Here is a 23640-nt window from a genome sequence, read left to right as displayed (position 1 = left end):
TTTTGAGTAATTTTTTTGGGACTGATGGGATTCGTGGTGAAGTTGGTAAAGCGCCAATCACAGCCGATTTTTTACTAAAAGTGGGTTGGGCCGTAGGCTCTGTTTTAAGAGAAAGTGGAAGTGCTAGCGTCATTATTGGAAAGGATACCCGAGTTTCAGGCTATCTATTTGAGTCAGCGCTCGAAGCTGGATTCCTATCTGCTGGCGTCAACGTCGGCATGCTTGGACCGATGCCCTCTCCTGCTATTGCTTACTTGACGCAAGCATTCGGAGCAACAGCGGGCGTCGTTATCAGCGCATCTCACAACCCATACCACGATAATGGAGTAAAGTTCTTTTCATCTAAAGGCGTCAAGCTGAGTGATGATATTCAAAAAGCAATCGAAAAGAAGCTCTCAATGCCAATGGTCAGCGTTAATTCAGCCGCCATTGGAAAAGCAAAGCGCTATGGGCAAGCAGTCGGTAGATACATCGAGTTTTGTAAGTCAACATTTGATAAATCATGCGACTTATCCAACTTAAAGATTGTAATTGATTGTGCCAATGGCGCAACTTACCATATTGCTGAAGACGTTTTTACTGAGCTTGGCGCCTCAGTCACAATGATAAATAATACGCCAGATGGTTACAACATAAACCGCGAGTGCGGTGCAACTGATACGGTTCATCTCCAGCACGAGGTGATAGAAAACAGTGCTGATCTAGGAATCGCTTTCGATGGTGATGGTGATAGGCTCATTATGGTTGATCATAAAGGTGAAAAAGTAGATGGTGATGAGTTAGTCTTTATTATTGCGAATGCCTGGCAAAAAAGAGGTGAATTAAAATCCAACACCGTTGTCGGCACTAAGATGACAAATTTAGGAATTCGCAACGCATTAACAGACAATGGAATGAAGTTTATTGAGGCTGATGTCGGAGATAGGCACGTCATGGATCACTTAATTAAAAACAAAGCTATTTTGGGCGGTGAAGGCTCTGGACATATTATATGCTTAAATAAGTCTACCTCTGGAGACGCTATCATAGCAGCCCTTCAGGTTTTGGAGATTGTTGCAAAATCTGGGCAATCTCTTTTCGATCTCAAAAGCGAAATGACTAAATACCCTCAAGTTCTAATTAATATTAAAACTGAGAGTAAGGTCAACCTAAATGACTCAAAACTATTAGAGTTAATTGGTGCTGTTGAGTCAAAGCTCTCTGATAAAGGTCGTCTTTTAGTTAGAGAATCTGGAACTGAGCCTCTGGTTCGCGTTATGGTTGAATGTGCGGATAATGCCCTGGCTAATGAATCTGCAAAACAAATATCAGAAGCAATTCAATCAATGTAATTACAAAGTAATTACTATATTATCTTTAGCATAATTTAAGATTATGGTTTTCACTCCAGTTGACATAGTCATCATTTCACTCATCTTTATCTGGATTGGTTTTGTAAGAACAGGCCTTGGTTTTGGTGGCGCAGTCTTAGGTCTTCCACTATTAATGTTGGTTGGAGGGTCTCCAATCGATTGGCTCCCCATTATTGGGATACATTTACTATTTTTTTCAGGAATTGCGCTCGCAAGATCACTAAAAATAGTCGATTGGAGTTATTTAAAGCAGTCATTGCCATGGATTCTGCCTGCAAAAATTATTGGTGTTATAGGTCTAATCAGTCTTCCACCAACCGTAATGACAGTCATTGTTTATTCGATAACATCTTTTTATGCATTGACATGGATTATGAACTTTCAAATTGCTTCTCGTAGTGGCTGGGGAAGTCGATTACTGCTTATACTCGGTGGTTACATTTCTGGAACATCACTCAATGGTGCGCCATTATTAGTCGCTGTCTATATGCAAAATGTTGATGTTAAAAGGCTTAGAAATACTTTGTTTGTTCTATGGTTTTTATTAGTTACAATAAAGATGGGGGCTTTTTTGATGGTTGATGTATACATTAACTGGCAGTTTTCTTTGATGTTAATTCCAGTAGCAGGACTTGGACACTTTGTTGGACTTAAAGTACATGATCGAATCATTGATAACGATATCCAATTCAAAAGATGGATGGGTAGTGCGCTAATTGTTATATGTATAGTAGGTCTATCAAAAGTAATCTTTTAATAGCATTACTTATAATGAGTTAATCCATTGTGTTGATAGGTATTTCGGTTGTGCTTTTAATTTCTTCAATTGCAAAATTAGAAGTAACCTTTAGAAATTTAACTTTTTCAATTAAGTTTTTATAAAAATTGTCATAGCTCTCTATGTCGCTCACAACCACTTTAAGAAGGTAGTCTGTTTCACCGCTCATACGATAACATTCAATGACTTCAGGGATCTCTTTAACGGTATCAGCAAAAACACTAATTCTCTCTTGGTTATGGTTAGTTACAGTGACAGCAACCATCGCAGTGACATTAGAGCCAACTCTCTTTCGATTAACCAGAGCGACTGTTTTATTTATATAGCCATTATTTTTAAGCTGGTTGATTCTCTTCCAGCAGGGCGTTGTTGATAAATGCACCTCAGAAGAGAGCTCTTGAATTGTGAGTTCAGCGTTATGCTGAAGCAGTTTTAATAGTTTAATATCGATTGCATCCATAATGTTATCTAAAAAAGGCATAAAATAAAATATTTTTCTTTTTAAGATATTTTATAAAGAAAAAATTCCTTTTTTGTTTCTTTTTGTAATTGAAAATAGAATATTTTACTATAATTCTGCATATTATATATATTAATCAAAAAGATGTATCAATACAGCGCACAAGACAAGCAGTTTTTAGTTGAGCGAGTCGATCAATTTGAAAAGCAATTAAAGCGGCATTTGTCTGGTGAACTAGATGAAGCTAAATTCAGAAGCTTAAGGCTTAGGAATGGTCTTTACATGGAGCTTCACGCGCACATGCTCAGAATTGCAATACCTTATGGTATTTTGAGTTCGGATCAGCTCAGAGCACTTGCTGACGTTGCTGATAAGTATGACCGTGGTTTTGGTCACTTTACAACGCGTCAAAATATCCAGTTTAATTGGATACAGCTCCCTGAGATTGCCAATTTGCTTCGTGATTTAACAGATGCCGGACTTCATGCAATCCAAACCAGCGGTAAAGCGACAAGAAATATCACTGCTGATCCTTTATCAGGTTTAACTGAAGGTGAGATTGAAGATGCGAGGCCATATTGTGAGCTGATTAGGCGATGGTTTAACCTGCATCCAGAATTCTCATGGCTGCCTGGTAAATTTAAAATTGCTATTAATGGCGCAAAGCTTGATGAAACTGCATTAAAAATACATGACCTAGGATTAAGACTAGGTCGAAATGAAAAGGGAGAGCTTGGCTTTAGCGTTTTTGTTGGAGGTGGTTTAGGGGCAGCAGCAATGATTGCTGCTGAAACAGCATCTTTTGTTCCAGTAGTTGACATATTAAGTTACTTAGAATCATCACTAAGAATATACAATCTAAAGGGCCGCAGAGACCATCAAAAGAAACTTCGTATTAAGTTTCTTGTTCGAGAATTAGGCGCAACTGAGTTTTCAAGATTGGTTGATGAAGACTGGCAACAAACTAAAGATGATCCTGATTTGAAATTAAATCTAAACGAATTAGAAAGCTTAAAGAAAGATTTCGCTTTACCAATTAAGCCTATTGATCTTGATGGCTTTAAGGACAAAGTCGACTTCAATTACGGTATTTGGAAGAAAAACAATGTCCGAAGCCACAAAGTTTCTGGCCATAGCATCGTCAATATCTCTCTTACCAAGCTGGGAACTGCCCCGGGAGATGCAACATCAGAGCAGATGAGAATTCTTGCAAAACTCGCTGATGAGTTCAGCTCGGGAGAGATTAGAACAACCAAAAGGCAAACCATTGTGTTTCCTTTTGTTCGAAAAGATCAAGTATTCGACCTATGGAAATCATTAGAGCAGTATGATCTCTCAAGTCCTCACCAAGGGACACTGGCTCAGATTGTTGCCTGCCCTGGAAGGGATTACTGTGATTTAGCAAAGGCGGTCTCTATCCCAATAGCTACAAGGGTTCAAGAGCGATTCAATGATATGAATAGGTTACTTGATATTGGAGATTTAAAGATCAATATTTCTGGCTGTGAGAATTCATGTGCGCATCACCATATCGCTGATATTGGACTTTTAGGTATGCAAAAAAATGGTGAAGAGTACTATCAAATTACTTTGGCAGGAGAAACACTTCATCAAACTAACATTGGTAAAAAGTTAGGGCCATCTGTAAGCGGAGAAACAATTGTTGATGCCGTTGAAGACATCGTCAATGTATACATAGACAACCGTCAGCAGGAAGAAAAATTTACTGATGTTTTTAAGCGCATCGGTATAACACCCTTTAAGGAGAAGGTCTATGGATGAAATAAAAAATCCTATCAGTCTCATTAGTAAAGATTATGAAACGATAAACCTTGTTACATTTGAAGAGTGGCTCGAAGATAGTGACAAATTATCCAGGCTTGGTGTTGGCCTAATATTAGATCCTTCGAATGATGTTGGATTTATAAAAGAAAGCCTTGACTCTATTGAATTAATTGCTTTAGATTTTAGAAACTTTGATGATGGAAGAGGCTACTCTCAAGCTTACTTTTTGAGCAAAAGGTGGAAGTTTAAAGGTGAGATTGTTGGCATCAATGCCCACCTTGATCAACTTCAGTTTATGATCAGGTCAGGCATTACAAGTTACCAGCTTCTCGAGTCCTATAAAGGTTTTAATGAGGAAGATTACTCTAGTGGATTCAGTATTTGCTACCAGGCTGCAGCAAACAACAATGGCCTCAATTTAAAGTATTAACTATGAAGGATAAGAAATCAAGATCTATAGGGAAATCAATCTCTTGGAGGATTCTGGCATCATGTGATACAGTTTTAATCTCATATCTAATTACAGGAAGCTTTGCTATTGCTGCATCAATAGGATCTATAGAGGTTTTGACTAAAATGATCCTGTATTACTTTCATGAAAGAGCTTGGAATGGATTAGCATTTGGTAGAAATTAATGTATCAATGCAGACTAATTTAAGATAACAATTTAAGAGTATAATAATAGCGTTTTTTTAACATAAAATGTTGACAAATTAAGGAAAGAGTTTATGTCAGTAATGACCGAAAAAGTAACACATGTACACCACTGGAATGATAACTTATTTAGTTTTCGAACTACAAGAGATCCAGGCTATAGATTTAAAAACGGTCATTTCACAATGATTGGTCTTCCATCAGATGATCGCCCTTTAATGAGAGCTTATAGCATTACAAGCTCTAATCATGAGGAAGAACTGGAATTCTTCAGCATTAAAGTTCAGGATGGAGCACTCACCTCAAAGCTACAAAATCTTCAGGTAGGTGATGAGGTTCTAGTTGGAAAACGCTCAACAGGAACATTGGTTCCCGATAATATGCTGCCTGGGCGCTACCTATATTTGTTAGCTACTGGCACTGGACTGGCTCCCTTTATGAGCATCATAAAGGACCCAGAAATTTATGATCAATTTGAACGAATTATTTTGGCTCATGGTGTTCGTGAGGTTTCAGAGCTAGCTTATTCTGACTATATTGAAAATGTTCTTCCCAATGATGAATACTTGGGAGAAATGGTGCGTGAAAAACTCGTTTATTATCCAACTGTAACGCGTGAGCCATACAAGAATAATGGACGTCTGACAACGCTTATGGAGTGTGGCAAGTTATTTTTAGATTTGGATCAGCCCCATCCTACATTGGAAGATGATCGCTTTATGATGTGTGGTAGTCCAAGTATGCTTAAAGATTTAGTTGCCATTTTAGAGTCCAAGGGTTTTATTGAGGCGCGCAATATCAACCCAGGACACTTTGTTATTGAGCGTGCTTTTGTAGAATCCTAGATTTTAATTAGTCTTTCAGTCTTTTTCACTCGCAATTACTAAATGTCTCTTATGGCAAAGCCAGTTGTGGCTTTTCATTCATAGTGAAAGAAAAAAGTTAACTATATTTAGTTTAAAATTACTAAGTATATGAATGAGAATTTTTTAGTTCTTTTAGGCTTAGGAAATACCGCAAAAGCTGAAGGAAAATCCTTAGTAGGGCAAATAGATGCAGTCTTACCTCAGACGCAATGTACCCAGTGCGACTTTGATGGATGTAAACCCTATGCTGAAGCAATTGCAGCGGGAGAAGCTGAAATAAATCAGTGCCCACCTGGGGGTCAGGATGGAATTAACGCTCTTGCAGAACTTCTAGGACGCGAAACGCTGCCATTAAATAAAGCTCATGGAGAAACAAAACCGAGGCGAATAGCTGTGGTTGATGAAAAAGTCTGTATAGGATGTACTCTCTGTATACAAGCTTGTCCAGTAGATGCTTTTGTAGGCTCTTCAAAGGTTATGACGCAGGTGATTGCAGAAGAATGTACTGGCTGCGATTTATGCTTGCCCGTTTGCCCAGTTGACTGTATAGATATGATTGAGTCTAACCCAATTGAACGTGGAAATAATATCCTGCAGAATGAAACTTTAAATATTAGGCAAGATCAAGAGAGGGCAATCCGAGACAATTGGAGAAACAGATTTGAGTTTCATCAATCTCGTATAGAGAGAAACAAGCGCGAAAGAGATGAGCTATTAAAATCAAAAATGATTGCCTTAAAAGAAAAAATGGCAAAGGATAAGGCTCAAAAAGAAAAAATTAATGCAGCAATGCTGCGAATCAAAAATGCAAAGGAAAAAAATGAAACTAAGTGACTTTGATTTCGAGTTGCCTGAATCATTAATTGCCCAACACCCAAGCCACAAAAGAACTGACTCACGCCTTCTGGTGAGGGGTCATGATTTAGTTGACAGTCATTTTGCTGACTTAGGCCTATTTCTTAAGCCAAAAGATTTACTTATTCTTAATGATACAAGAGTTATTCCAGCAAGATTATTTGGTCACAAAGAGTCAGGTGGAAAAGTTGAGGTGTTAATAGAAAGATTAATTAATGAAAGGGAAGCCAGGGCGATGATTAAATCAAGCAGGTCTCCTAAGTTGGGAAGTTACATCATTCTAGAAAATGACTGCCAGTTTCAGGTGACCTCAAAGAATGATGGAATATATAACATCTACTTTGATAAAGGCTCTATCCTTGAAACGCTCAATGAAATTGGACATATGCCATTGCCACCTTATATTGTGAGAGATGACTCAAATGAGGATGCCAAAAGGTATCAGACAGTCTATGCAAAAAATGATGGCGCCGTTGCAGCTCCTACAGCAGGACTTCACTTTGATGATGAACTATTAGCTAATCTGAAGAAGCAAGGCATTGATCATGCTTTCGTAACCCTTCATGTTGGAGCTGGAACTTTTCAGCCTGTCAAAGTTGAAAATATTAAAGCCCATAAAATGCATAGTGAGCAGTACGAAATTAATCAGGACACCGTAGACAAGATAGAGAGAGCCAAGGCAGAGGGGGGACGTGTAATAGCAGTTGGTACAACTGCTGTAAGAACGTTAGAGTCTGCATCTTTGGGCGGCGACCTTAGAAGCCAAAAAAGTGATACCGAGATATTTATTTATCCAGGCTTTAAGTTTCAAGTGGTTGACGCAATGATCACAAACTTCCACTTACCAAAATCATCATTACTGATGCTGGTTAGCGCCTTTATAGGTTTTGAAGAAATGCATCAAACGTATCAGCACGCTATCAGTAAAGAGTACCGTTTCTTTAGTTATGGCGATGCTATGCTTTTAGAAAAAAGCTAGACTCTTGGGCTTGTTGAAAGGTGCTTTGAAAGCAGAAAAATTAGGAAGGCTAATATTGGTAAAAGCAAAAAGCTCGTTTTAATTGAAGTGAATTCAGCAATAAGGCCTATAAATAGGGGGCCAAGCAACATGCCGCCATATCCAAGGGTTGCAATGCTTGCAATAGCCGACCCCTGGGAAATTTCTTTGTCTTTACCTGCACGCGAAAAGGCTAGCGGAATTATGACAGCAATGCCAATGCCTATAAAGCCAAAGCCGATAACCAATGGCACAAGAGAATTAAATGTTAATACGATGATGGAGCCCAGCAAGGCAATTAATCCAGAGTAACGCGCCGTCATGTGAGCGCCAAAATTGAGTGCTATCTTGTCACCCATGAGCCTCATGGTAAACATACAAACAGAAAAAACGGTGAATCCAAGTGCTGCACTGCTATTATTGAGTTCTGCAACACTTCTCAGAAAAATGGCACTCCAATCTGCAACGATACCCTCTCCGAGTGAGGCAAAAAATGTGATTAAAGCAACGGGAAGCAATGCTCCTTTTGGGAGCGAAATAAATGGCTCTTTATTGCTGTTTTGTTTCTTCTCTGATTTGAAAGGGATAGTAATAATGGGAAGCATGGCCAAAAAAATGACAATTGAGGTAATGGTAAAGTGCATTGGCATAGCAACTTTATAGAAAGATGTGATGACACCGGTCCCAGCACCAATCCCTGCTCCAAGGCTCCACATTGCATGAAAAGAGGACATGAGAGGACGCTCATCCTTTCGCTCAACTTCTGCAGCCCAAGCATTCATCGCGACGTCATCACCGCCATGAATGACACCAAAGAAAATGATAGCAGCAACTAGCGCCCATATTGAATTAGCAAGAGCTATAAATACCAGAGTTAGAGGAATAAAGATGCAGGTGGTCCTCTTGGTAACTGTTGAGGCTCCATAACGATCTGCAGCCCTTCCAAAAACCGAAAACGCTATAACAGCTGAAAAGCCAAGAAGAAAGATTAATAAACCCAGTGCGCCTGGTGATAAGTTATGGAGATCTGAAATTTCAGGGATGCGAGATGCCCATGTACCAAAGACAACTCCATTGATCGCAAAAATTACTGAAACTGCAAATCTACTATTTCTAACGAATTTCATGCAACTTTATTAAAAAAATTGAATCACTATTATAAAGCTTCAAGTAATGTTTGACCCATTAAAGCTGGGGTTGGTGAAACGCTTACACCCGCATTATTGAGCGCTTGAATTTTACTTTTTGCATCTCCCGAGCCACCACTGATGACCGCACCTGCATGCCCCATTCTTTTTCCTTTTGGCGCTGTGAGTCCAGCAATGTAAGAAATTACAGGCTTTGTAATATTGGATTTAATGTATTCAGCTGCCTCTTCTTCAGCGCTCCCACCAATCTCTCCAACCATTACAATTGAATGGGTGTCTTCATCCGTTTCAAATAATTTGAGGCAATCAATAAAGTTCATTCCTTGAACTGGATCGCCACCAATGCCGATGCATGTACTTTGACCGAGTCCGGCGAGTGTTGTTTGGTGAACCGCTTCATAGGTTAAGGTTCCAGATCGAGAAACAATACCTACAGTACCACTCTTATGAATGTTGCCAGGCATAATCCCAAGTTTGCATTCATCTGGAGTTATAACGCCAGGGCAGTTGGGACCAATGAGTCTTGATTTACTATCAGCAATAATCGCTTTAACCTTAATCATATCCTGAACAGGTATGCCTTCGGTAATACAGGCAATTACAGGCATTTCAGCCTCAATTGCCTCAACTATGGAGGCATATGCAAATCGAGGTGGAACATAAATCATAGTGGCGCTAGCGCCGGTCTCACTCATTGCATCTTTGACAGAGTTAAATACCGGTTTCTCTAGGTGAGTTTGGCCTCCTTTTCCTGGAGTAACCCCACCTACAAAGTCAGTTCCATAGGCAATAGACTGTCCAGAGTGAAAAGTACCCTGCTTTCCAGTAAAGCCCTGACAAATTACTTTTGTTTGTTTATTAATTAATACGCTCATTTGGCCATCTCCACAACTTGTTTAGCGGCTTGAGTTAAGTCAGCCTCAGTAATAATGTTAAAGTTACTAGCATTTAAAATATTTAATCCCTCTTTAGCATTTGTTCCCTCAAGTCGAACCACAATTGGAAGTGTTAGACCTACTTTTTCTATTGCTTGAAGTATGCCGTTAGCAATGAGGTCACATCGAACAATACCTCCAAAAATATTGACTAAAATTGCCTTAACGTTTTCCCCACTTTGGATAATTTCAAAAGCCTTTGCAACTCTTTCAGATGTAGTGCCGCCGCCAACATCTAAGAAATTAGCAGGAGAGCCACCATGGTATTCAATTAAATCCATGGTCGCCATTGCCAGTCCAGCACCATTGACCATACATCCTACTGTACCATCCAGTGAAATATAATTTAACTCATATTCACTCGCACTTCTCTCTTTCTCATCCTCTTGAGCAACATCTCTTAGAGCCAAAATTGATTCATTTCTATAGAGAGCATTATCATCAAAGTCAATTTTGCCATCGAGTGCCATAATTTGATTATCACCGGTAATAATGAGTGGGTTAATTTCAATTAGATTGGCATCATGCGTTGTAAAAATTTCATACAGCCCCATAAGAGTTTGAGAGAACTCTTCATGAAGTGATTCGTCCAATCCCAGCTTTACTGAAACTTCGCTGCACTCATCTAAAGATAGTTTGCTGAGCGGATTGGTTTTCATCTTGATAATCTTATCAGGAGTATCAGAGGCAACCTTTTCAATGTCCATTCCTCCTTCTGTAGAGGCTAAAACAGTAATTCTTTCTGAGGCCCGATCAACTAGTAGACCTAAATATAATTCTTTAGCAATATCTTGGCCTGCTTCAATGATGACTTCATTAACAGGTTGTCCATTTGCATCAGTCTGTGGAGTTATCAGATTAGTTCCCAGAAGACTCTCACTCGCTTCAATCGCATCTTTGATATTTTTGCACACAATGACGCCACCACCCTTGCCTCTACCACCAGCATGAACTTGGGCTTTTACAACCCATATGGAGCCACCTAGTTTTATACAAGCAGATTCAGTATCTGTCGCATTTGAAACGACGATAAAGTTTGGCACTTTAATACCATTTTTCTTAAATAAGTCTTTAGCCTGGTGTTCATGTATATGCATATAATTAAAAGAATTAGGGTTAAAATATCAGGGAGAGTATTTTATCATTCTTCGATTGCCGACTATATTTTATTAGGCTATTTATTCGAATTATGAAAACCTCTCTAATCTATCTTATTAAAATATCAATTTAAATTACACCACATACTATTTCAAAAAATTTTAGGATTTATAAATTATGAACTACAACACCAGCCAGTTTAAAAATGGTATGAAATTAATGCTTGAAGGCAACCCATGTTCAATTGTTAATAACGAAATTGTAAAGCCTGGAAAGGGACAAGCTTTTAATCGAGTTAAATTTAAAGACTTAATTACTGGAAAAACCTTAGAGAAAACTTTTAAATCAGGTGAGTCACTTGAGGCCGCAGATGTCATGGAATTGGAAATGCAGTATTTGTATAGTGATGGAGAAAAGTGGCATTTTATGGATCCTGCATCATTTGAACAATTTGATTTAGGTCAGGAATCAATGGGTAGCGCCTTAAACTATCTCGTAGAGCAAGACACTTGTATTGTAACGCTTTGGAATAATAATCCAATATCAGTCAACCCACCTAATCATGTTATTTTGGAAGTTACTGATACAGATCCTGGACTCAAGGGTGATACAGCAGGTACTGGTGGAAAGCCAGCCACATTAAATACAGGTGTTGTTGTTCAAGTTCCTTTATTTGTAAGTATAGGCGATAAAGTTAAAGTTGATACAAGAACGAATGAATACTCAGGGCGTGCTTAATTGACGTCTTCATGTCTAAAGTTAAAAAAAATCTCAGGGAGTATCAAGACTTTACTCGAACAATTCGAGATTTCTTTTATTCACGTCAAGTCATTGAGGTAGTAACCCCTTCTCTATTGGAAGCGCCATCAACCGACGTTTACATTGATAGCATTGAAGTCTTGGTTAATCAGGCCCTCGCAAAATCATCCAAGCTTTACCTGCACACTTCACCAGAACTTGAAATGAAGCGACTGTTATCTAAAGGGAGTGGTGATATTTTTCAAATTTGTCAGGTTTTTAGAGACAACGAGCATGGACGAATTAACTCTAATGAGTTCACAATGCTTGAGTTTTACCGTATTAAATTTAACATACATCAACTGATGGATGAAATCATAGAGCTATTGGCTGCTCTAGGTTCAAGTGCACCCACAAAGAAGCTGTCATATGCCCAAGTATTTTTTGAGTATTCAGAAATTGATATACTCAATAGTGACATTCATGATCTCAAAGAGATAACGAATTCATTGGGTCTAAATTCTGATTACGAGTGGATTGAAGATATCCAAATGCTGCTTTTTGTTCATTTAATTGAACCAAAGCTCAAAGAGATCCCCATATGCTTAATCTATGATTTTCCGAAACAGCAGGCTGCCCTTGCCGAAATTCATGGCCCTATAGCACATCGATTTGAAATGTACATGAATGGCACTGAGATTGCCAATGGCTACCAAGAAATACAGTCTGCGAATGATTACCGAGACCGCTTTAATACTGAACTCAATAAAAGGAAGGCCTTATCTAAGCCTTTTGAGTTCCTTGATCATGGCTTCCTGGAGGACCTTGAAGAAGGCATCCCTAAATGCTCTGGAGTAGCCATTGGGATTGAGAGACTATATTCATTATTGAGTCTATAATTGAAAGTGAACTAAACATTAAAGAGGGCCTCTAAATAACTTTGGAAAATTCAAACGCACCTTTTTGGCAGACTAAGTCGCTTCAAGAAATGAGCGCTGAGGAGTGGGAGTCACTCTGCGATGGATGTGGGCGATGCTGTCTACATAAGCTAGAAGATGATAGTTCGGGGAAGGTTTACTTTACAGATGTTGCATGCCATTATCTTGATGAAGAGAGCTGCTCTTGTCCACATTATTTAGATCGTCAAAAGTATGTCCCAGATTGCTTAACTATTAATCCTGGTTGGGGTGAAAAGTTCAATTGGCTGCCAACTACCTGCGCATATCGGTTACTATATGAAGGAAAAGCCCTTCATGAGTGGCACCCACTTATCAGTGGAGACAAAAATAGCGTTCATTTAGCGGGAATTTCAGTCAGAGGCAGAACTTATAGGGATAACGAAATTAACGAAGATCAATTATTCGAACATGTTATTAAATGGGTGGAATAGATGAAAAAATTAATCACATTAATATTCAGCTTGCTCATCACTTTCAATGTTTTGGCTAACGATTGGCCACATCAAAACATTTCAAAAGCAGTCTTTGCTCTAGACATTAAAGATAGGGCACCTATCAATATTATTGAAGAGCTTGACAATTCTTTGGGTAAAATCTATTTTTTTACAAATATCCGCAACCTTCAAGGTCAGCGAGTTACGCATCGCTGGATATACAATAACAAAGTAATGGCAGATGTTGTGTTTGATGTTGGCGGACCAAGATGGAGAGTCTGGTCTTCTAAAAATTTGTGGCCAACTTGGATTGGGCTATGGAGGGTTGAAGTACTCAGCGCGGATGGTGAAGTACTTTATCAAAAAGAATTTAACTACATAAATAAATAATGAAAAAAGTTGTATTGGCATATTCAGGTGGTTTAGACACTAGCATCATTGCTAAGTGGCTCCAAGATACATATAGTTGTGAGGTCGTTACCTTCACGGCTGATATCGGTCAAGGCGAAGAAGTTGAACCAGCCCGATTGAAGGCCGAGGCAATGGGAATCAAAGAAATTTATATTGAAGACTTGAAAGAAGAGTTTGCACGTGATTTTGTTTTTCCAATGTTTAGAGCAAATGCAATCTATGAGGGCGAGTATCTTTTAGGCACCTCTATCGCTCGACCTTTAATTTCTAAAAGACTTGTGGAGATTGCTAAGGAGGTTGGCGCTGATGCGATTTCTCATGGAGCAACTGGAAAAGGAAATGATCAGGTAAGGTTTGAATTAAATGCTTATGCTATTAACTCTGAAATTCAGATTATAGCTCCATGGCGTGAGTGGGATTTATCATCTCGTGAAAGCTTAATGGACTATGCAGAAAAGCATAATATTGAGGTTGATTATAAGAAACAATCAAAAAAATCTCCATACTCTATGGATGCAAATCTGCTCCATATATCTTATGAGGGCGATCTTTTAGAAGACCCATGGCAAGAAGCTGAAGATGAAATGTGGCGCTGGACAGTATCTCCTGAGAACGCTCCTGATAAGCCTGAATATATTGAGCTAACTTATGAAAAAGGTGACATTACAGCAATTAATGGCTCGCCTATGTCACCAGCAAAAGTAATGGAGACATTGAATCAGCTTGCTGGAGCGCATGGCATAGGGCGTCTTGATATTGTTGAAAATCGTTTTGTTGGAATGAAGTCACGAGGCTGTTACGAAACTCCAGCTGGCACTATTATGCTTAAAGCGCATCGTGCGATAGAGTCATTAACCTTGGATCGTGAAGCGGCTCATCTAAAAGATGAGCTAATGCCCAAATATGCCAAACTTATTTACAATGGTTTTTGGTTTGCACCAGAGCGTGAAATGATGCAGGCAGCTATTGATGCTTCTCAGGAAAATGTGAGTGGTGTTGTCAGAGTTAAGCTATACAAGGGCAATACTTCAGTTGTTGGAAGAAAATCTGACAACAGTTTGTTTAGCGAGAAAATTGCAACATTTGAGGATGACGGAGGCGCATACAACCAAAAAGATGCGGAGGGCTTTATCAAGCTTAATGCACTAAGACTTAGATTGAAATCCCTCCAATAGTGATAAAAGTCGGCATCCTTTCTGATACTCATGGAGTAATTCATCCTGAAATTATTAAGCTCATGAACGACTGTGATTTTGTGATTCATGCAGGCGATATAGTCGATGAAGATTCTCTAAGAGTGTTAAGGCCAAAACAAAAAATGATTGCTGTTAAGGGCAATAATGATTTGCATATCAGTTCCCTTGGAGAGGTAGAGATGCTTGACCTTCCTGGCGGCAATATAGCGGTAGAGCATGGCCATATGCATGGTCATATTCAGCCAAGTCATGATTCTTTAAGGGATACTTACCCCAACGCCAAAATAGTTGTATATGGGCACACACATAAACAGGTCATTGACAAAGAAGGGTCTACTTGGGTGGTCAATCCAGGTTCAGCTGGAAAGACTCGGAACTATGGCGCAGCAAAATGCCTACAGCTCACTATTAAAAATAATAATGAATGGGATATTGAGCCACAAATTTTTGATGATGTTTTCTAATTAATCAATTAGCCTTAATCGATTGATCCACCTTCAATGATTTCATCAGCAGTTGCATCTCGAACTGACAATACTTCAACATAAAAAATAATATCTTTTCCTGCAAGAGGGTGATTTCCATCAATGGTCAATTTGCCATCTTCAATGCTTGAAACAATAAAATCTTTAGTGCCACCTTTATCATTTTGCATGGTTACAGCTGCACCAATAAATCGGTACTCTACAGGTACATTATTAATTTCATCAGTAAAAATCAACTCTTCTAATTTTGGGCCAAAGGCATCTTCAGCCTTAAGAAGAATTTCTACCTCATCCCCAACTGATTTACCTTCTAACTCTTTGGTAACTTGATTGAATAAAAGCGTATTGTCACCTTGAACGTAACCCAAAGGCTCTTCAACTTGCTCTATAACTTCACCATTAGTTTGGTCGATGATTCTATAGGTTAGTTCAACAAATTTATTCGTTGTAATTGTATTACTCATGCCTTCAACTAAAAAATTTAGAAAATTGTTGCACCAAATATTTTAACTTCACCCTCTTCAATACCCAAAACAAGTCGACCTAAGAATTCTCCAGGAACCTCATCACTTGTCTGCTTGTATAGGACTGTTATGTATTCACCTCGCCTAAGACAACCTAAAAATTCTCTCTCAACGGAAAGACTAGATAGCATTTTATTTTTTGTCCATTGTTTGCCAATCTCAATTTCATTGGCACCCATTAGCATTTCTTTTGAAAAATGCTTAATAAAGCCGAGGTAGTCTCTTTTATTTGATGATACAACTAAATCATCCCATAGTGGTTCTGCTATTTCTAGAATTTCATCATTAGTTTTTTCAAGAAGGTTCATTTATTCATCCGGTAGTTAAAATTATTGAGGCCTCAAGTAAGAGGCCTCAATTCACTATTTATCTTTTATTGACTAATCAACTATATGATAAAGAGGTGCTTTTTCCATTGCCCATTCACCAGTCTTTGGATCACGTCTAGAGACAGTAAGACAGTGCCAATTATCATCATCAAGTTTCATATGATCGCCTCGATAATAATATCCTGGCCAGCGTGTTTCTTCACGAAACAGAGTATGCTGAGCAACACACTCAGAAGTTATTGTTCTGTGTTTTAATTCCCATCCACGCATCAGTTGGTGTAAGTCCTCTGCACCAATATGTTCAAGATCTTCTTGAAGGATACCAAGCAACTCTATACCACGAGTAAGAAGATTACCATTGGTCATATAATTCACACTAATACCCCCAACATATTCATCCATAATTTTTTCAAGTCTTTGAAGGCCTTGAATTGGCAATAAATAGCTAGGAGAAACTGTACCAGCAGTAATTTCGTTACGACCAACAGTATAGTTTTCAAGAGGTTTAAAAATTATTTCTTTAAGTTCATCACACTGCTTGTTGCTAACTTGGATCTTATCATCACCCATATCTTGGATGTACTTTACAGCAGCTTTAGCTGCTATCCTTCCTTCCGTAAATGAGCCTGATGAGAATTTATGAGCAGTTCCACCAACCGTATCACCCGCTCCAAAAAGTCCATCTACAGTAAGCATTCTATTGTATCCCCAGAAATATTCAGGAGGAGAAATATCTTCAGGACCACTCACCCATGCACCTGAACAGGTCGCATGAGAGCCCATAACGTAAGGCTCAGAGGTGGTAAGCTCAGGATTTGTATACTTAGGATCAATATTCTGTGACGCCCAAACTACAGCTTGACCAACAGTCATACCTAGAAAGTTCTCCCAGCCAATAACCTCAAGGTGAGGGTCTTGGAAGGCTTCCATTGTAACCATATGAATTGGTCCTCTTCCAGCCTTAACCTCTTCAATAAATGCATGATTTCTTAAGCAAGTTGGTGTTGGTGTATGGTCAATGTACTCACCCACCATAGCTTTGGTATGCTCATACCACTTTGACTCATATTCCTCACCATAAGTATTTTGAGTATAAGTCTTAAGATGAAGGAAATAAGCACCAACCGGTCCATATCCATCTTTAAATCGAGTTAATACTATACGGTTTTCCATTTGCGTCATCTTAGCACCAACTTGAATAGGAAGTGCATATGCAGAACCACTACTCCATGGAGCGTACCAAGTTCTACCCATACCTTCACCAACTGAGCGAGGCTTGAAAATATGAGAAGCACCACCAGCACCAACAATAACTGCTTTAGCTTTAAACACATGGTAATCACCGGTTCTACAATTAAATCCAACTGCACCACCTACGCGGTTTTCTTTTGCTTCATCCATCAATAGATGGGTAATCATTATTCGGTTATAAATTTTATCCACTGACTTACGTGCAGCTTCTGCAACGATTGGCTTATAGCTCTCTCCATGGATCATAATCTGCCATTTTCCTTCACGCTGATAGCGACCAGTCTCTTCATTTCTCATAATGGGCAGGCCCCATTCTTCAAATTTATGAACAGCTGAGTCAACATGTCGAGCCATATCAAAAGCAAGATCTTCACGAACAAGTCCCATTAAGTCATTTCTTGCATACCTCACATGGTCCTCAGGTTGGTTCTCATCCCATTGCATTCCCATGTAGCAGTTGATAGCATATAAGCCTTGAGCAACCGCACCACTTCGATCAATGTTTGCTTTTTCTGCACAAATAATTCTCATATCACGGCCCCAGTATCTCGCCTCATAGGCGGCACCAGTTCCAGCCATTCCACCACCAACAACTAGAATGTCACAGTCTTCCCAAACAGTTTTTCTTTTTGCCATTAGTAATATACTCCCTCTTTAAGCTTGTCCTTACTGATGACAGGTAAACCTTTTTCAACATTAAGTGCATCAGGCTCAAAACACAATAGTTGTGAGTCAAGGGCTGCTTGATCAGGAACTTCTAGATCACCAAGCTTAGGGATTTTCTCTCCCCAGGGTTGAGTAGTGATAGGTGAGACAAAATTTTTCTCACGGCCATCTCTAAACTTAATTTTCCATGAGATAGTTCCTTTCTCTTCCTCACGAAGAACTCTCACGCTATGACCAAGAGGAGCAAAGTCGGCATAACCCCTTACGTCAATTGCATTTTGAGGGCATGCTTTCACACAAGAGTAGCACTCCCAACACATATTTGGTTCAATGTTAACTGCGCGACGAATAGTTTTGTCGATGTGCATGATATCTGATGGACAGATATCAACACAGTGTCCACATCCATCGCATCTTGTCATGTATACAAAAGTTGGCATAATATTTTCTCCGAAAAATTAATTATTAATAGTGACGTGGTGCTTCACGCTTGATTCCAAGGCCAAATTTCTCTGGCAAGTCTGCAGGCTCTGGAAGATTTTCTCTTGATCCATCTGCCTTGGTAACTCTTTTTTGAAAAGCTGCAGCCGGCTTATAAAACATGTGTGCAAATTTTGACCACAAAACGCCACCAAAAAGAACTGTGCTAGCAACTATAAAAAGACCAAAGAATAGAGTCTGCCAAATAGCTACACTGTTAGCTTGAAAATAGGACCAGATTAGCGCAAAAGTTGCCATCGCAATAAGTGATAGAACAAATAGATCTGCTCTCATTACTCTGTACCACTTATTTCCCTCTGCGGCGACATCAACTCTAATGAAGAACCAAAACCAGTAGCCACCAACACATAACATTGCAGCACCTAAATGCCATAATAACGGCCATAGTGATGGAGTTATAGAGCTTGGAGTGGAGTATGAGAATATCATGACTGCAGTCGCTATGACAAACAGCACAAATCCATACATTGTAAGAAGATGAGCGAGTCTTCTTCTAGTGCTGCAAAACTCTGAAGAGGTTAAGACTTCGTTAGTAGCAGTTTTGAAAGCAATTGAAACTTTCTCTCCTGAGCTAACTTCTCTTGTAGCAGATTTTTTTGCCTTCACTGAATTATTAAAAAAGTATTTAGCACTTTTCTTATGTACAACGTCAAAAAGAGTTGCACCAATCACAAGAAGAAACATCACAACAACATAGGTTTGCATCACAAGTGATGGTATGAAGGCTGATATTTCAGAAAATGGGTTTATAGAGATCATGTTATATTTTTCCTTTAATTAATTGCATTACGAACTACGTTTTTCAAACTAAATGCACTATATTTCCGAGCGTGCAATTGTAGGTGAAATAGGCTCTAGAAGTGTGAATTTTATAGAACCAGAAAACTCATAACTAATGGACCAGTCGATATTATGTATTGTTATCATTGCCTACTTCGCAGAGTGTCCCTTAAGTTCCACTTTAACTTTGTCACTATCCTTAATTTCAGAGTAATATTTTTGGAGAATTTTAAGAACCTCTGGCCTTGAAAAGTTTTCCGGGACATCTTCTTTTTCGCTAAGGAGATGTCTTAATTTTGATCCTGAGAGAAGGAGTCTGTCTTCGTGACTGTGAGGGCAAGTTTTCATGCTGGACATTCCAGCACATTTGTTGCACCAGAAGGTCCAATCAATTTTTAATGGTTTAGTCACTAAATCAACACCAATATCATCAAATATATTGTGAGCATCAAACGGACCATAATAATCACCAACACCAGCATGATCTCTGCCAACAATTAAGTGAGAGCAGCCATAATTTTGTCTAAATAAGGCGTGTAATAGTGCCTCCCTAGGTCCAGCATACCTCATATCTAATGGGTAGCCTGACTGAAGAACGGTATTTTTGACAAAGTAGTTTTCAATCAATGTTGATATAGCCTCTGATCGAACATCAGCAGGAATATCTCCAGGCTTAAGTTCTCCCAATGTAGAATGAATCATGACACCATCACATATTTCTATTGCAATCTTTGCCAAGTATTCATGAGAGCGATGCATAGGATTTCGAGTTTGGAATGCAGCAATGCTTGACCAACCTTTTTCATCAAAATAAGAGCGGGTTTCTGAAGGGGTCATGTAAAGTTCACCGTATTGCTCAGGAAAACCGCCATCAGACAAGACCTTTACTGAGCCAGCTAGATTGTATTTACCCTGAGCCATGACAATTGCCACACCAGGATGGTCGGTATCATTTGTTTTGAATACTTTCTTGCATTCGAGTTCTTTATCGATTGTATATTTTTCTGAGATGAGCATGGTCGCAATAATCTCATTAGTTTTTTCATATACGATCGCAACTTCTTGTCCTACTTTAATATCCTCATCATCTGAAGACAGGGTTATAGGGATCGGCCAAAAAGTACCATTTTCTAGTGTCATGTTGTGGCAAACACTTAACCAATCCGCCTTATTCATAAAGCCTTCAAGGGGAGTAAATCCTCCTATACCAAACATGATGACATCACCAAATTCTCTAGACGAGCAAATAACCTGAGTTAATGAACTTGATTTCTTTTGTTCGATTTCTAAGTCATCACCCTCTAAGGCAAGGATTTTGAGTTCATTACTTCCATGAGGCGGAACAAGTTTGGACATATAATTTTTTAAAAGTTTTAATAAATTTTTTAGATTTTTTTATACTCATATACATGAGTTAACGATATGTTATCATAGGTTTAATTGATAGTATAAGTCAATTAAATCTTGATCTAAAAAGTACTAATTTTCTACCTAAAAAAGTATACATGAATTAATATATATGTTTTAATCTTTTTTCTTTTGATTGCAACACTCATTTTGACTTATATATTAAAAAATAAAGGTTTATAAGAAATCTAAGAATGATAAAAACTGCCCTAAAAACATCTCTACCAATCCTGTTTGGCTTTATCCCTCTGGGAATTGCGTTTGGGCTTTTATTTCAAGAATTAAACTACCCTTGGTATTTTGCATCCCTCATGGGAATTATTGTTTATGCAGGTGCTGCACAGTTCATGGCTATCGGGCTTTTAGCTGCCGGTGTTGGGCTGGTTGAAATTGCAATGTCAACTTTCTTACTTAACTCTAGACATATGTTTTATGGGATCGCTTTTCTTGAAAGCTTTGGCAATTGGAACTTAAGAAAGTTATATATGATTTTTGGACTTACAGATGAAACATATGCACTCATGACTTCTATCAATATTCCTAAAGGTTTTGATAAAAAAAAGTATTTCTTTTTCATTACTTTATTTGCCCAAATCTACTGGGTTTTAGGCTGCACTATTGGCGCATTATCTTCAGAGATTTTATCTTTCAATACTGAAGGTATGGAGTTTGCAGCTACGGCCTTATTTGTAGTTTTGCTTATCGAGCAATGGATCATGGTTAAAAGATTATTGCCTTTTATGATTGGCTTTATTGCCTCTTTTATCGCACTAGTGTTTTTTATAGATCACATGCTTATTGTGGCGATTATTATCTCAATTGGATCAATCCTTATATTTCGACTAATAAACAAATCTCATGATGAATGAAATAGAATATCTTTTGGCTGCGATATTGGTGATGGCAATCTCAACCTATCTCACAAGGCTTACTCCCTTCTTGATGTTTACTCCTGGAAAAGAGAATGCTAAGCTCAATTTTGTAGCAAAAAATACTCCACCGATGGTCATGATGATTCTTGTCATTTATATGTTGAAAGAGGTTGATTACCTATCGACTGAAATTTTTTATACTTTATTTGCCTTAGCTGTTACTGTAGGTCTTCAAATTTTAAAGAGAAACGCATTATTAAGTATTGTTTCTGGGACTATTGTTTATATGTTTTTTGTTCAAATGTAATATGGACCATAATGAATTAATATATCTTCAGAACTATAAGCACATAGGAATTACTATATAATCTACCACCCACCGAATATCAACACTTTTTAAGCCGTAACATTTATGATTCAATTAGCAAAAATTTTTCCATTTATAGTTTGGTTTAGGCTGACCACTTTGGAGACAATTAAGGCTGATTTTTTCGCAGGTTTGACTGGTGCAATTATTGTTCTTCCCCAAAGTGTTGCGTTTGCAACAATTGCTGGAATGCCCCCAGAATATGGTCTATATACTGCAATGGTGGTCCCCATTATTGCTGCACTTTTTGGGTCGTCTTTTCATCTTGTCTCTGGACCAACTACAGCAATCTCAATCGTTGTTTTTGCAGCAGTTAGTAAGTATGCTGAGCCAGGTACTCAAGAGTTTGTTTCATTGGCTTTGACGCTTACTTTTTTAGCAGGTGTCTATCAACTTGTATTCGGTTTGGCTAAATTTGGTCTTTTGATAAACTTTGTTTCGCATAACGTAGTAATTGGTTTTACAGCAGGAGCTGCATTACTAATTGCTAGTAGTCAAATTCCATATATTGTCGGAATTGACATAGCGAGAGGGGAAGATTTTATCCACACTTGGTTTGATATCTATTGGGGCGTTGGTGAGTTCAATATATATTTATTAATTGTTGGGCTAGGAACATTAATGAGTGCAATTTTGGTTAAAATTTTAAGGCCAAAGTATCCCAATCTGTTAATCGGTATGCTTGTTGGTGGCGTTCTTGCATTTTATTTAAGTGGACTGACCGACACGATAAAAACTGTTGGAGCGATGCCTGCTTATTTTCCACCATTATCAACACCAGACTTTTCATTAAATTCATTAAAGGAGCTTGCTCCTGAAGCATTTGCTATAGCACTATTGGGCCTTATAGAGGCATCATCTATTGGAAGGTCAATAGCAACAAAATCAAACCAAAGAATTGATGCTAATCAGGAGTTTGTTGGTCAAGGCGCTTCTAATATTGTTGGAAGTTTTCTTTCCAGCTATGCATCCTCTGGCTCCTTTACCAGGTCAGGTGTAAACTTTGAAGCCGGGGCAAGAACGCCACTATCAGCTATCCTGGCAGCGCTTTTTTTGATGGTAATTGTTCTTCTGGTTGCTCCACTAATTGCCTATTTGCCACTTGCAGCAATGGCAGGAATTATTTTGCTAGTTGCCTACAATCTTGTTGACTTTAAAAATATTAGAAAAACCTTTAAGTATAGTAAGTCGGAAAGTGTGATCTTTACAGCTACATTTCTTGCTACCTTGTTGTTTGAGTTAGAGTTTGCAATCTATTTAGGAGTTCTATTATCTTTAATGCTCTTTATTGCAAAAACTTCAACCCCAGATGTTCACACACTTGCATTTGCTACGCCGCCTGGTGAGGGTGATAGGAGACTGCAAAGCATTCGAAAAGCGCCTTTAGTGCAGTGTCCACAACTCAAAATTATTCGCATTGATATGTCAATCTATTTTGGATCCATAAATCATATTCAAAAACAGCTCAGCAGAATTGTTGACAACCAAAGAATCTATCATATTTTAATTGTCGCTAGTGGGGTTAACTTTATTGACCTTGCTGGAATTGAGGCACTTTTAAATGAAAACAAGCGCCTTAAAGCTCAAAATGGAAGTCTATATTTTGTTGCCGTTAAGTCGACTGCCTTTGAGTTTATGGAGAAGGTTAACTTTGTCAATGAGATAGGACGAGATAACTTCTTTGACACTAAGTCGGAAGCAATTAAGGTTCTTTATGAAAGGCTTGATAAGAGCAAGTGCGAAAAATGTCAAGCGCTTGTTTTTAATGAATGTCACTAAGATACAAATATA

The 23640-nt window shown here is 38.5% G+C and carries 27 protein-coding genes; 17 read left to right on the top strand and 10 right to left on the bottom strand.

The annotated features are described in order from the left end of the window. Positions 1–2 precede the first annotated feature (2 nt). Together glmM and AC5YGB_RS07840 are read left to right on the top strand one after the other, a co-directional pair. Complete coding sequence (gene glmM / locus AC5YGB_RS07845; protein WP_496137165.1) at positions 3–1331, top strand: phosphoglucosamine mutase; 1329 nt, start codon at positions 3–5, stop codon at positions 1329–1331. Positions 1332–1374: 43 nt separating this feature from the next. Further along, positions 1375–2109 carry a TSUP family transporter gene (locus AC5YGB_RS07840; RefSeq protein ID WP_496137164.1) on the top strand — a complete coding sequence of 245 codons (735 nt, stop codon included), beginning with the start codon at positions 1375–1377 and terminating at the stop codon, positions 2107–2109. A 19-nt stretch (positions 2110–2128) separates the two neighbouring features. Here AC5YGB_RS07840 and AC5YGB_RS07835 read toward each other — a convergent pair whose 3' ends face one another. Continuing rightward, the gene (locus AC5YGB_RS07835; protein WP_020028587.1) at positions 2129–2590 is read right to left on the bottom strand and encodes an Lrp/AsnC ligand binding domain-containing protein; all 462 of its coding nucleotides are present in this window, start codon (positions 2588–2590) and stop codon (positions 2129–2131) included. Between the two features lie 144 nt (positions 2591–2734). On the opposite strand from AC5YGB_RS07835, the gene AC5YGB_RS07830 reads away from it, so the two are divergent. The 6 genes from AC5YGB_RS07830 (at position 2735) to queA (ending at position 7730) form a co-directional block, all read left to right on the top strand. Next, the gene (locus AC5YGB_RS07830; RefSeq protein WP_496137163.1) at positions 2735–4372 is read left to right on the top strand and encodes a ferredoxin-like domain-containing protein; all 1638 of its coding nucleotides are present in this window, start codon (positions 2735–2737) and stop codon (positions 4370–4372) included. Then, complete coding sequence (locus AC5YGB_RS07825) at positions 4365–4805, top strand: DUF934 domain-containing protein (RefSeq protein WP_496137162.1); 441 nt, start codon at positions 4365–4367, stop codon at positions 4803–4805. Before AC5YGB_RS07830 ends, AC5YGB_RS07825 begins: the two co-directional genes overlap by 8 nt. 2 nt (positions 4806–4807) lie before the next feature. After that, entirely contained in the window at positions 4808–5011 is a 204-nt protein-coding gene (locus AC5YGB_RS07820; protein WP_271549577.1) for a DUF2061 domain-containing protein, read from the top strand. 93 nt (positions 5012–5104) lie between these two features. Continuing rightward, positions 5105–5875 (top strand): FAD-binding oxidoreductase, encoded by a 771-nt coding sequence (locus tag AC5YGB_RS07815; RefSeq protein WP_496137161.1) that lies wholly within the window; start codon positions 5105–5107, stop codon positions 5873–5875. 129 nt (positions 5876–6004) lie between these two features. Continuing rightward, the gene (locus AC5YGB_RS07810; RefSeq protein ID WP_053819624.1) at positions 6005–6730 is read left to right on the top strand and encodes an RnfABCDGE type electron transport complex subunit B; all 726 of its coding nucleotides are present in this window, start codon (positions 6005–6007) and stop codon (positions 6728–6730) included. Beyond that, positions 6717–7730 carry a tRNA preQ1(34) S-adenosylmethionine ribosyltransferase-isomerase QueA gene (gene queA, locus AC5YGB_RS07805; protein WP_496137160.1) on the top strand — a complete coding sequence of 338 codons (1014 nt, stop codon included), beginning with the start codon at positions 6717–6719 and terminating at the stop codon, positions 7728–7730. Before AC5YGB_RS07810 ends, queA begins: the two co-directional genes overlap by 14 nt. Here queA and AC5YGB_RS07800 read toward each other — a convergent pair. From AC5YGB_RS07800 to sucC, 3 genes are read right to left on the bottom strand one after another with little or no spacing between them, the layout of a single operon-like run. Then, complete coding sequence (locus AC5YGB_RS07800; protein ID WP_496137159.1) at positions 7727–8875, bottom strand: MFS transporter; 1149 nt, start codon at positions 8873–8875, stop codon at positions 7727–7729. The genes queA and AC5YGB_RS07800 overlap by 4 nt on opposite strands. A 29-nt stretch (positions 8876–8904) precedes the next feature. After that, positions 8905–9771 carry a succinate--CoA ligase subunit alpha gene (gene sucD / locus AC5YGB_RS07795; protein WP_496137158.1) on the bottom strand — a complete coding sequence of 289 codons (867 nt, stop codon included), beginning with the start codon at positions 9769–9771 and terminating at the stop codon, positions 8905–8907. Beyond that, complete coding sequence (gene sucC / locus AC5YGB_RS07790; protein ID WP_496137157.1) at positions 9768–10928, bottom strand: ADP-forming succinate--CoA ligase subunit beta; 1161 nt, start codon at positions 10926–10928, stop codon at positions 9768–9770. The genes sucD and sucC overlap by 4 nt, the downstream gene beginning before the upstream one ends. A 178-nt stretch (positions 10929–11106) precedes the next feature. Between sucC and efp the strand changes: the two genes are divergently transcribed. Genes efp through AC5YGB_RS07760 form a run of 6 tightly spaced genes read left to right on the top strand, consistent with a single transcriptional unit; the run spans position 11107 to position 15131 of the window. After that, positions 11107–11667 (top strand): elongation factor P, encoded by a 561-nt coding sequence (gene efp / locus AC5YGB_RS07785; protein ID WP_020023513.1) that lies wholly within the window; start codon positions 11107–11109, stop codon positions 11665–11667. Positions 11668–11678: 11 nt separating this feature from the next. Then, positions 11679–12566 (top strand): EF-P lysine aminoacylase EpmA, encoded by an 888-nt coding sequence (gene epmA / locus AC5YGB_RS07780; RefSeq protein ID WP_271557868.1) that lies wholly within the window; start codon positions 11679–11681, stop codon positions 12564–12566. 41 nt (positions 12567–12607) lie between these two features. Further along, positions 12608–13057: a YcgN family cysteine cluster protein gene (locus tag AC5YGB_RS07775; protein WP_020028577.1), complete on the top strand. Its 450-nt coding sequence runs from the start codon at positions 12608–12610 to the stop codon at positions 13055–13057. After that, the gene (locus tag AC5YGB_RS07770) at positions 13058–13450 is read left to right on the top strand and encodes a DUF2914 domain-containing protein (RefSeq protein ID WP_496137156.1); all 393 of its coding nucleotides are present in this window, start codon (positions 13058–13060) and stop codon (positions 13448–13450) included. Then, positions 13450–14646, top strand: a complete 1197-nt coding sequence (locus AC5YGB_RS07765; RefSeq protein WP_020026539.1) for an argininosuccinate synthase — start codon at positions 13450–13452, stop codon at positions 14644–14646. Before AC5YGB_RS07770 ends, AC5YGB_RS07765 begins: the two co-directional genes overlap by 1 nt. Continuing rightward, the gene (locus tag AC5YGB_RS07760) at positions 14646–15131 is read left to right on the top strand and encodes a metallophosphoesterase family protein (RefSeq protein WP_020023508.1); all 486 of its coding nucleotides are present in this window, start codon (positions 14646–14648) and stop codon (positions 15129–15131) included. Before AC5YGB_RS07765 ends, AC5YGB_RS07760 begins: the two co-directional genes overlap by 1 nt. A 14-nt stretch (positions 15132–15145) precedes the next feature. Here the strand turns inward: AC5YGB_RS07760 and AC5YGB_RS07755 are convergent, their stop codons facing one another. The 6 genes from AC5YGB_RS07755 to sat all read right to left on the bottom strand — a co-directional run bounded on the left by AC5YGB_RS07755 (position 15146) and on the right by sat (position 20559). Further along, positions 15146–15616, bottom strand: coding sequence for an FKBP-type peptidyl-prolyl cis-trans isomerase (locus tag AC5YGB_RS07755; RefSeq protein WP_020026541.1), 471 nt, complete (start codon positions 15614–15616; stop codon positions 15146–15148). 17 nt (positions 15617–15633) lie between these two features. Then, positions 15634–15984 (bottom strand): hypothetical protein, encoded by a 351-nt coding sequence (locus AC5YGB_RS07750; protein ID WP_020026542.1) that lies wholly within the window; start codon positions 15982–15984, stop codon positions 15634–15636. A 72-nt stretch (positions 15985–16056) separates the two neighbouring features. After that, positions 16057–17892: an adenylyl-sulfate reductase subunit alpha gene (aprA, locus tag AC5YGB_RS07745; protein WP_020023505.1), complete on the bottom strand. Its 1836-nt coding sequence runs from the start codon at positions 17890–17892 to the stop codon at positions 16057–16059. Beyond that, positions 17892–18362, bottom strand: a complete 471-nt coding sequence (gene aprB / locus AC5YGB_RS07740) for an adenylyl-sulfate reductase subunit beta (RefSeq protein WP_020023504.1) — start codon at positions 18360–18362, stop codon at positions 17892–17894. Before aprB ends, aprA begins: the two co-directional genes overlap by 1 nt. Before the next feature lie 25 nt (positions 18363–18387). After that, positions 18388–19182, bottom strand: coding sequence for an adenylyl-sulfate reductase (locus AC5YGB_RS07735; RefSeq protein WP_271558278.1), 795 nt, complete (start codon positions 19180–19182; stop codon positions 18388–18390). 171 nt (positions 19183–19353) lie between these two features. Continuing rightward, on the bottom strand, positions 19354–20559 hold the full coding sequence (sat, locus tag AC5YGB_RS07730) for a sulfate adenylyltransferase (RefSeq protein ID WP_271558277.1): 1206 nt from the start codon (positions 20557–20559) through the stop codon (positions 19354–19356). A gap of 245 nt (positions 20560–20804) precedes the next feature. Here sat and AC5YGB_RS07725 point away from each other — a divergent pair, with 245 nt between their 5' ends. From AC5YGB_RS07725 to AC5YGB_RS07715, 3 genes are all read left to right on the top strand, one after another. Beyond that, entirely contained in the window at positions 20805–21479 is a 675-nt protein-coding gene (locus AC5YGB_RS07725) for an AzlC family ABC transporter permease (RefSeq protein WP_271558275.1), read from the top strand. Further along, complete coding sequence (locus tag AC5YGB_RS07720) at positions 21469–21789, top strand: AzlD domain-containing protein (protein ID WP_020029032.1); 321 nt, start codon at positions 21469–21471, stop codon at positions 21787–21789. Before AC5YGB_RS07725 ends, AC5YGB_RS07720 begins: the two co-directional genes overlap by 11 nt. A 105-nt stretch (positions 21790–21894) precedes the next feature. Next, complete coding sequence (locus AC5YGB_RS07715) at positions 21895–23628, top strand: SulP family inorganic anion transporter (protein ID WP_020026547.1); 1734 nt, start codon at positions 21895–21897, stop codon at positions 23626–23628. Positions 23629–23640: the final 12 nt, after the last annotated feature.

The sequence above is a fragment of the Candidatus Pseudothioglobus sp. uisw_142 genome, assembly GCF_059512465.1.
Note: the sequence above shows the minus strand (reverse complement) of the source record. Positions and strands in the feature narration are given on the sequence as shown.

Bases quoted from the DNA above. Each gene is read 5' to 3' on its own strand.
- AC5YGB_RS07810 (WP_053819624.1), top strand. From the start codon at position 6,005: ATGAATGAGAATTTTTTAGTTCTTTTAGGCTTAGGAAATACCGCAAAA.
- AC5YGB_RS07720 (WP_020029032.1), top strand. From the start codon at position 21,469: ATGATGAATGAAATAGAATATCTTTTGGCTGCGATATTGGTGATGGCA.
- sucD (WP_496137158.1), bottom strand. From the start codon at position 9,771: ATGAGCGTATTAATTAATAAACAAACAAAAGTAATTTGTCAGGGCTTT.
- AC5YGB_RS07815 (WP_496137161.1), top strand. From the start codon at position 5,105: ATGTCAGTAATGACCGAAAAAGTAACACATGTACACCACTGGAATGAT.
- AC5YGB_RS07715 (WP_020026547.1), top strand. From the start codon at position 21,895: ATGATTCAATTAGCAAAAATTTTTCCATTTATAGTTTGGTTTAGGCTG.
- aprB (WP_020023504.1), bottom strand. From the start codon at position 18,362: ATGCCAACTTTTGTATACATGACAAGATGCGATGGATGTGGACACTGT.
- AC5YGB_RS07725 (WP_271558275.1), top strand. From the start codon at position 20,805: ATGATAAAAACTGCCCTAAAAACATCTCTACCAATCCTGTTTGGCTTT.
- AC5YGB_RS07750 (WP_020026542.1), bottom strand. From the start codon at position 15,984: ATGAACCTTCTTGAAAAAACTAATGATGAAATTCTAGAAATAGCAGAA.
- sat (WP_271558277.1), bottom strand. From the start codon at position 20,559: ATGTCCAAACTTGTTCCGCCTCATGGAAGTAATGAACTCAAAATCCTT.
- aprA (WP_020023505.1), bottom strand. From the start codon at position 17,892: ATGGCAAAAAGAAAAACTGTTTGGGAAGACTGTGACATTCTAGTTGTT.
- AC5YGB_RS07835 (WP_020028587.1), bottom strand. From the start codon at position 2,590: ATGGATGCAATCGATATTAAACTATTAAAACTGCTTCAGCATAACGCT.
- AC5YGB_RS07830 (WP_496137163.1), top strand. From the start codon at position 2,735: ATGTATCAATACAGCGCACAAGACAAGCAGTTTTTAGTTGAGCGAGTC.
- AC5YGB_RS07765 (WP_020026539.1), top strand. From the start codon at position 13,450: ATGAAAAAAGTTGTATTGGCATATTCAGGTGGTTTAGACACTAGCATC.
- efp (WP_020023513.1), top strand. From the start codon at position 11,107: ATGAACTACAACACCAGCCAGTTTAAAAATGGTATGAAATTAATGCTT.
- AC5YGB_RS07755 (WP_020026541.1), bottom strand. From the start codon at position 15,616: ATGAGTAATACAATTACAACGAATAAATTTGTTGAACTAACCTATAGA.
- AC5YGB_RS07735 (WP_271558278.1), bottom strand. From the start codon at position 19,182: ATGATCTCTATAAACCCATTTTCTGAAATATCAGCCTTCATACCATCA.
- AC5YGB_RS07825 (WP_496137162.1), top strand. From the start codon at position 4,365: ATGGATGAAATAAAAAATCCTATCAGTCTCATTAGTAAAGATTATGAA.
- sucC (WP_496137157.1), bottom strand. From the start codon at position 10,928: ATGCATATACATGAACACCAGGCTAAAGACTTATTTAAGAAAAATGGT.
- AC5YGB_RS07800 (WP_496137159.1), bottom strand. From the start codon at position 8,875: ATGAAATTCGTTAGAAATAGTAGATTTGCAGTTTCAGTAATTTTTGCG.
- queA (WP_496137160.1), top strand. From the start codon at position 6,717: ATGAAACTAAGTGACTTTGATTTCGAGTTGCCTGAATCATTAATTGCC.
- AC5YGB_RS07840 (WP_496137164.1), top strand. From the start codon at position 1,375: ATGGTTTTCACTCCAGTTGACATAGTCATCATTTCACTCATCTTTATC.
- AC5YGB_RS07820 (WP_271549577.1), top strand. From the start codon at position 4,808: ATGAAGGATAAGAAATCAAGATCTATAGGGAAATCAATCTCTTGGAGG.
- AC5YGB_RS07770 (WP_496137156.1), top strand. From the start codon at position 13,058: ATGAAAAAATTAATCACATTAATATTCAGCTTGCTCATCACTTTCAAT.
- epmA (WP_271557868.1), top strand. From the start codon at position 11,679: ATGTCTAAAGTTAAAAAAAATCTCAGGGAGTATCAAGACTTTACTCGA.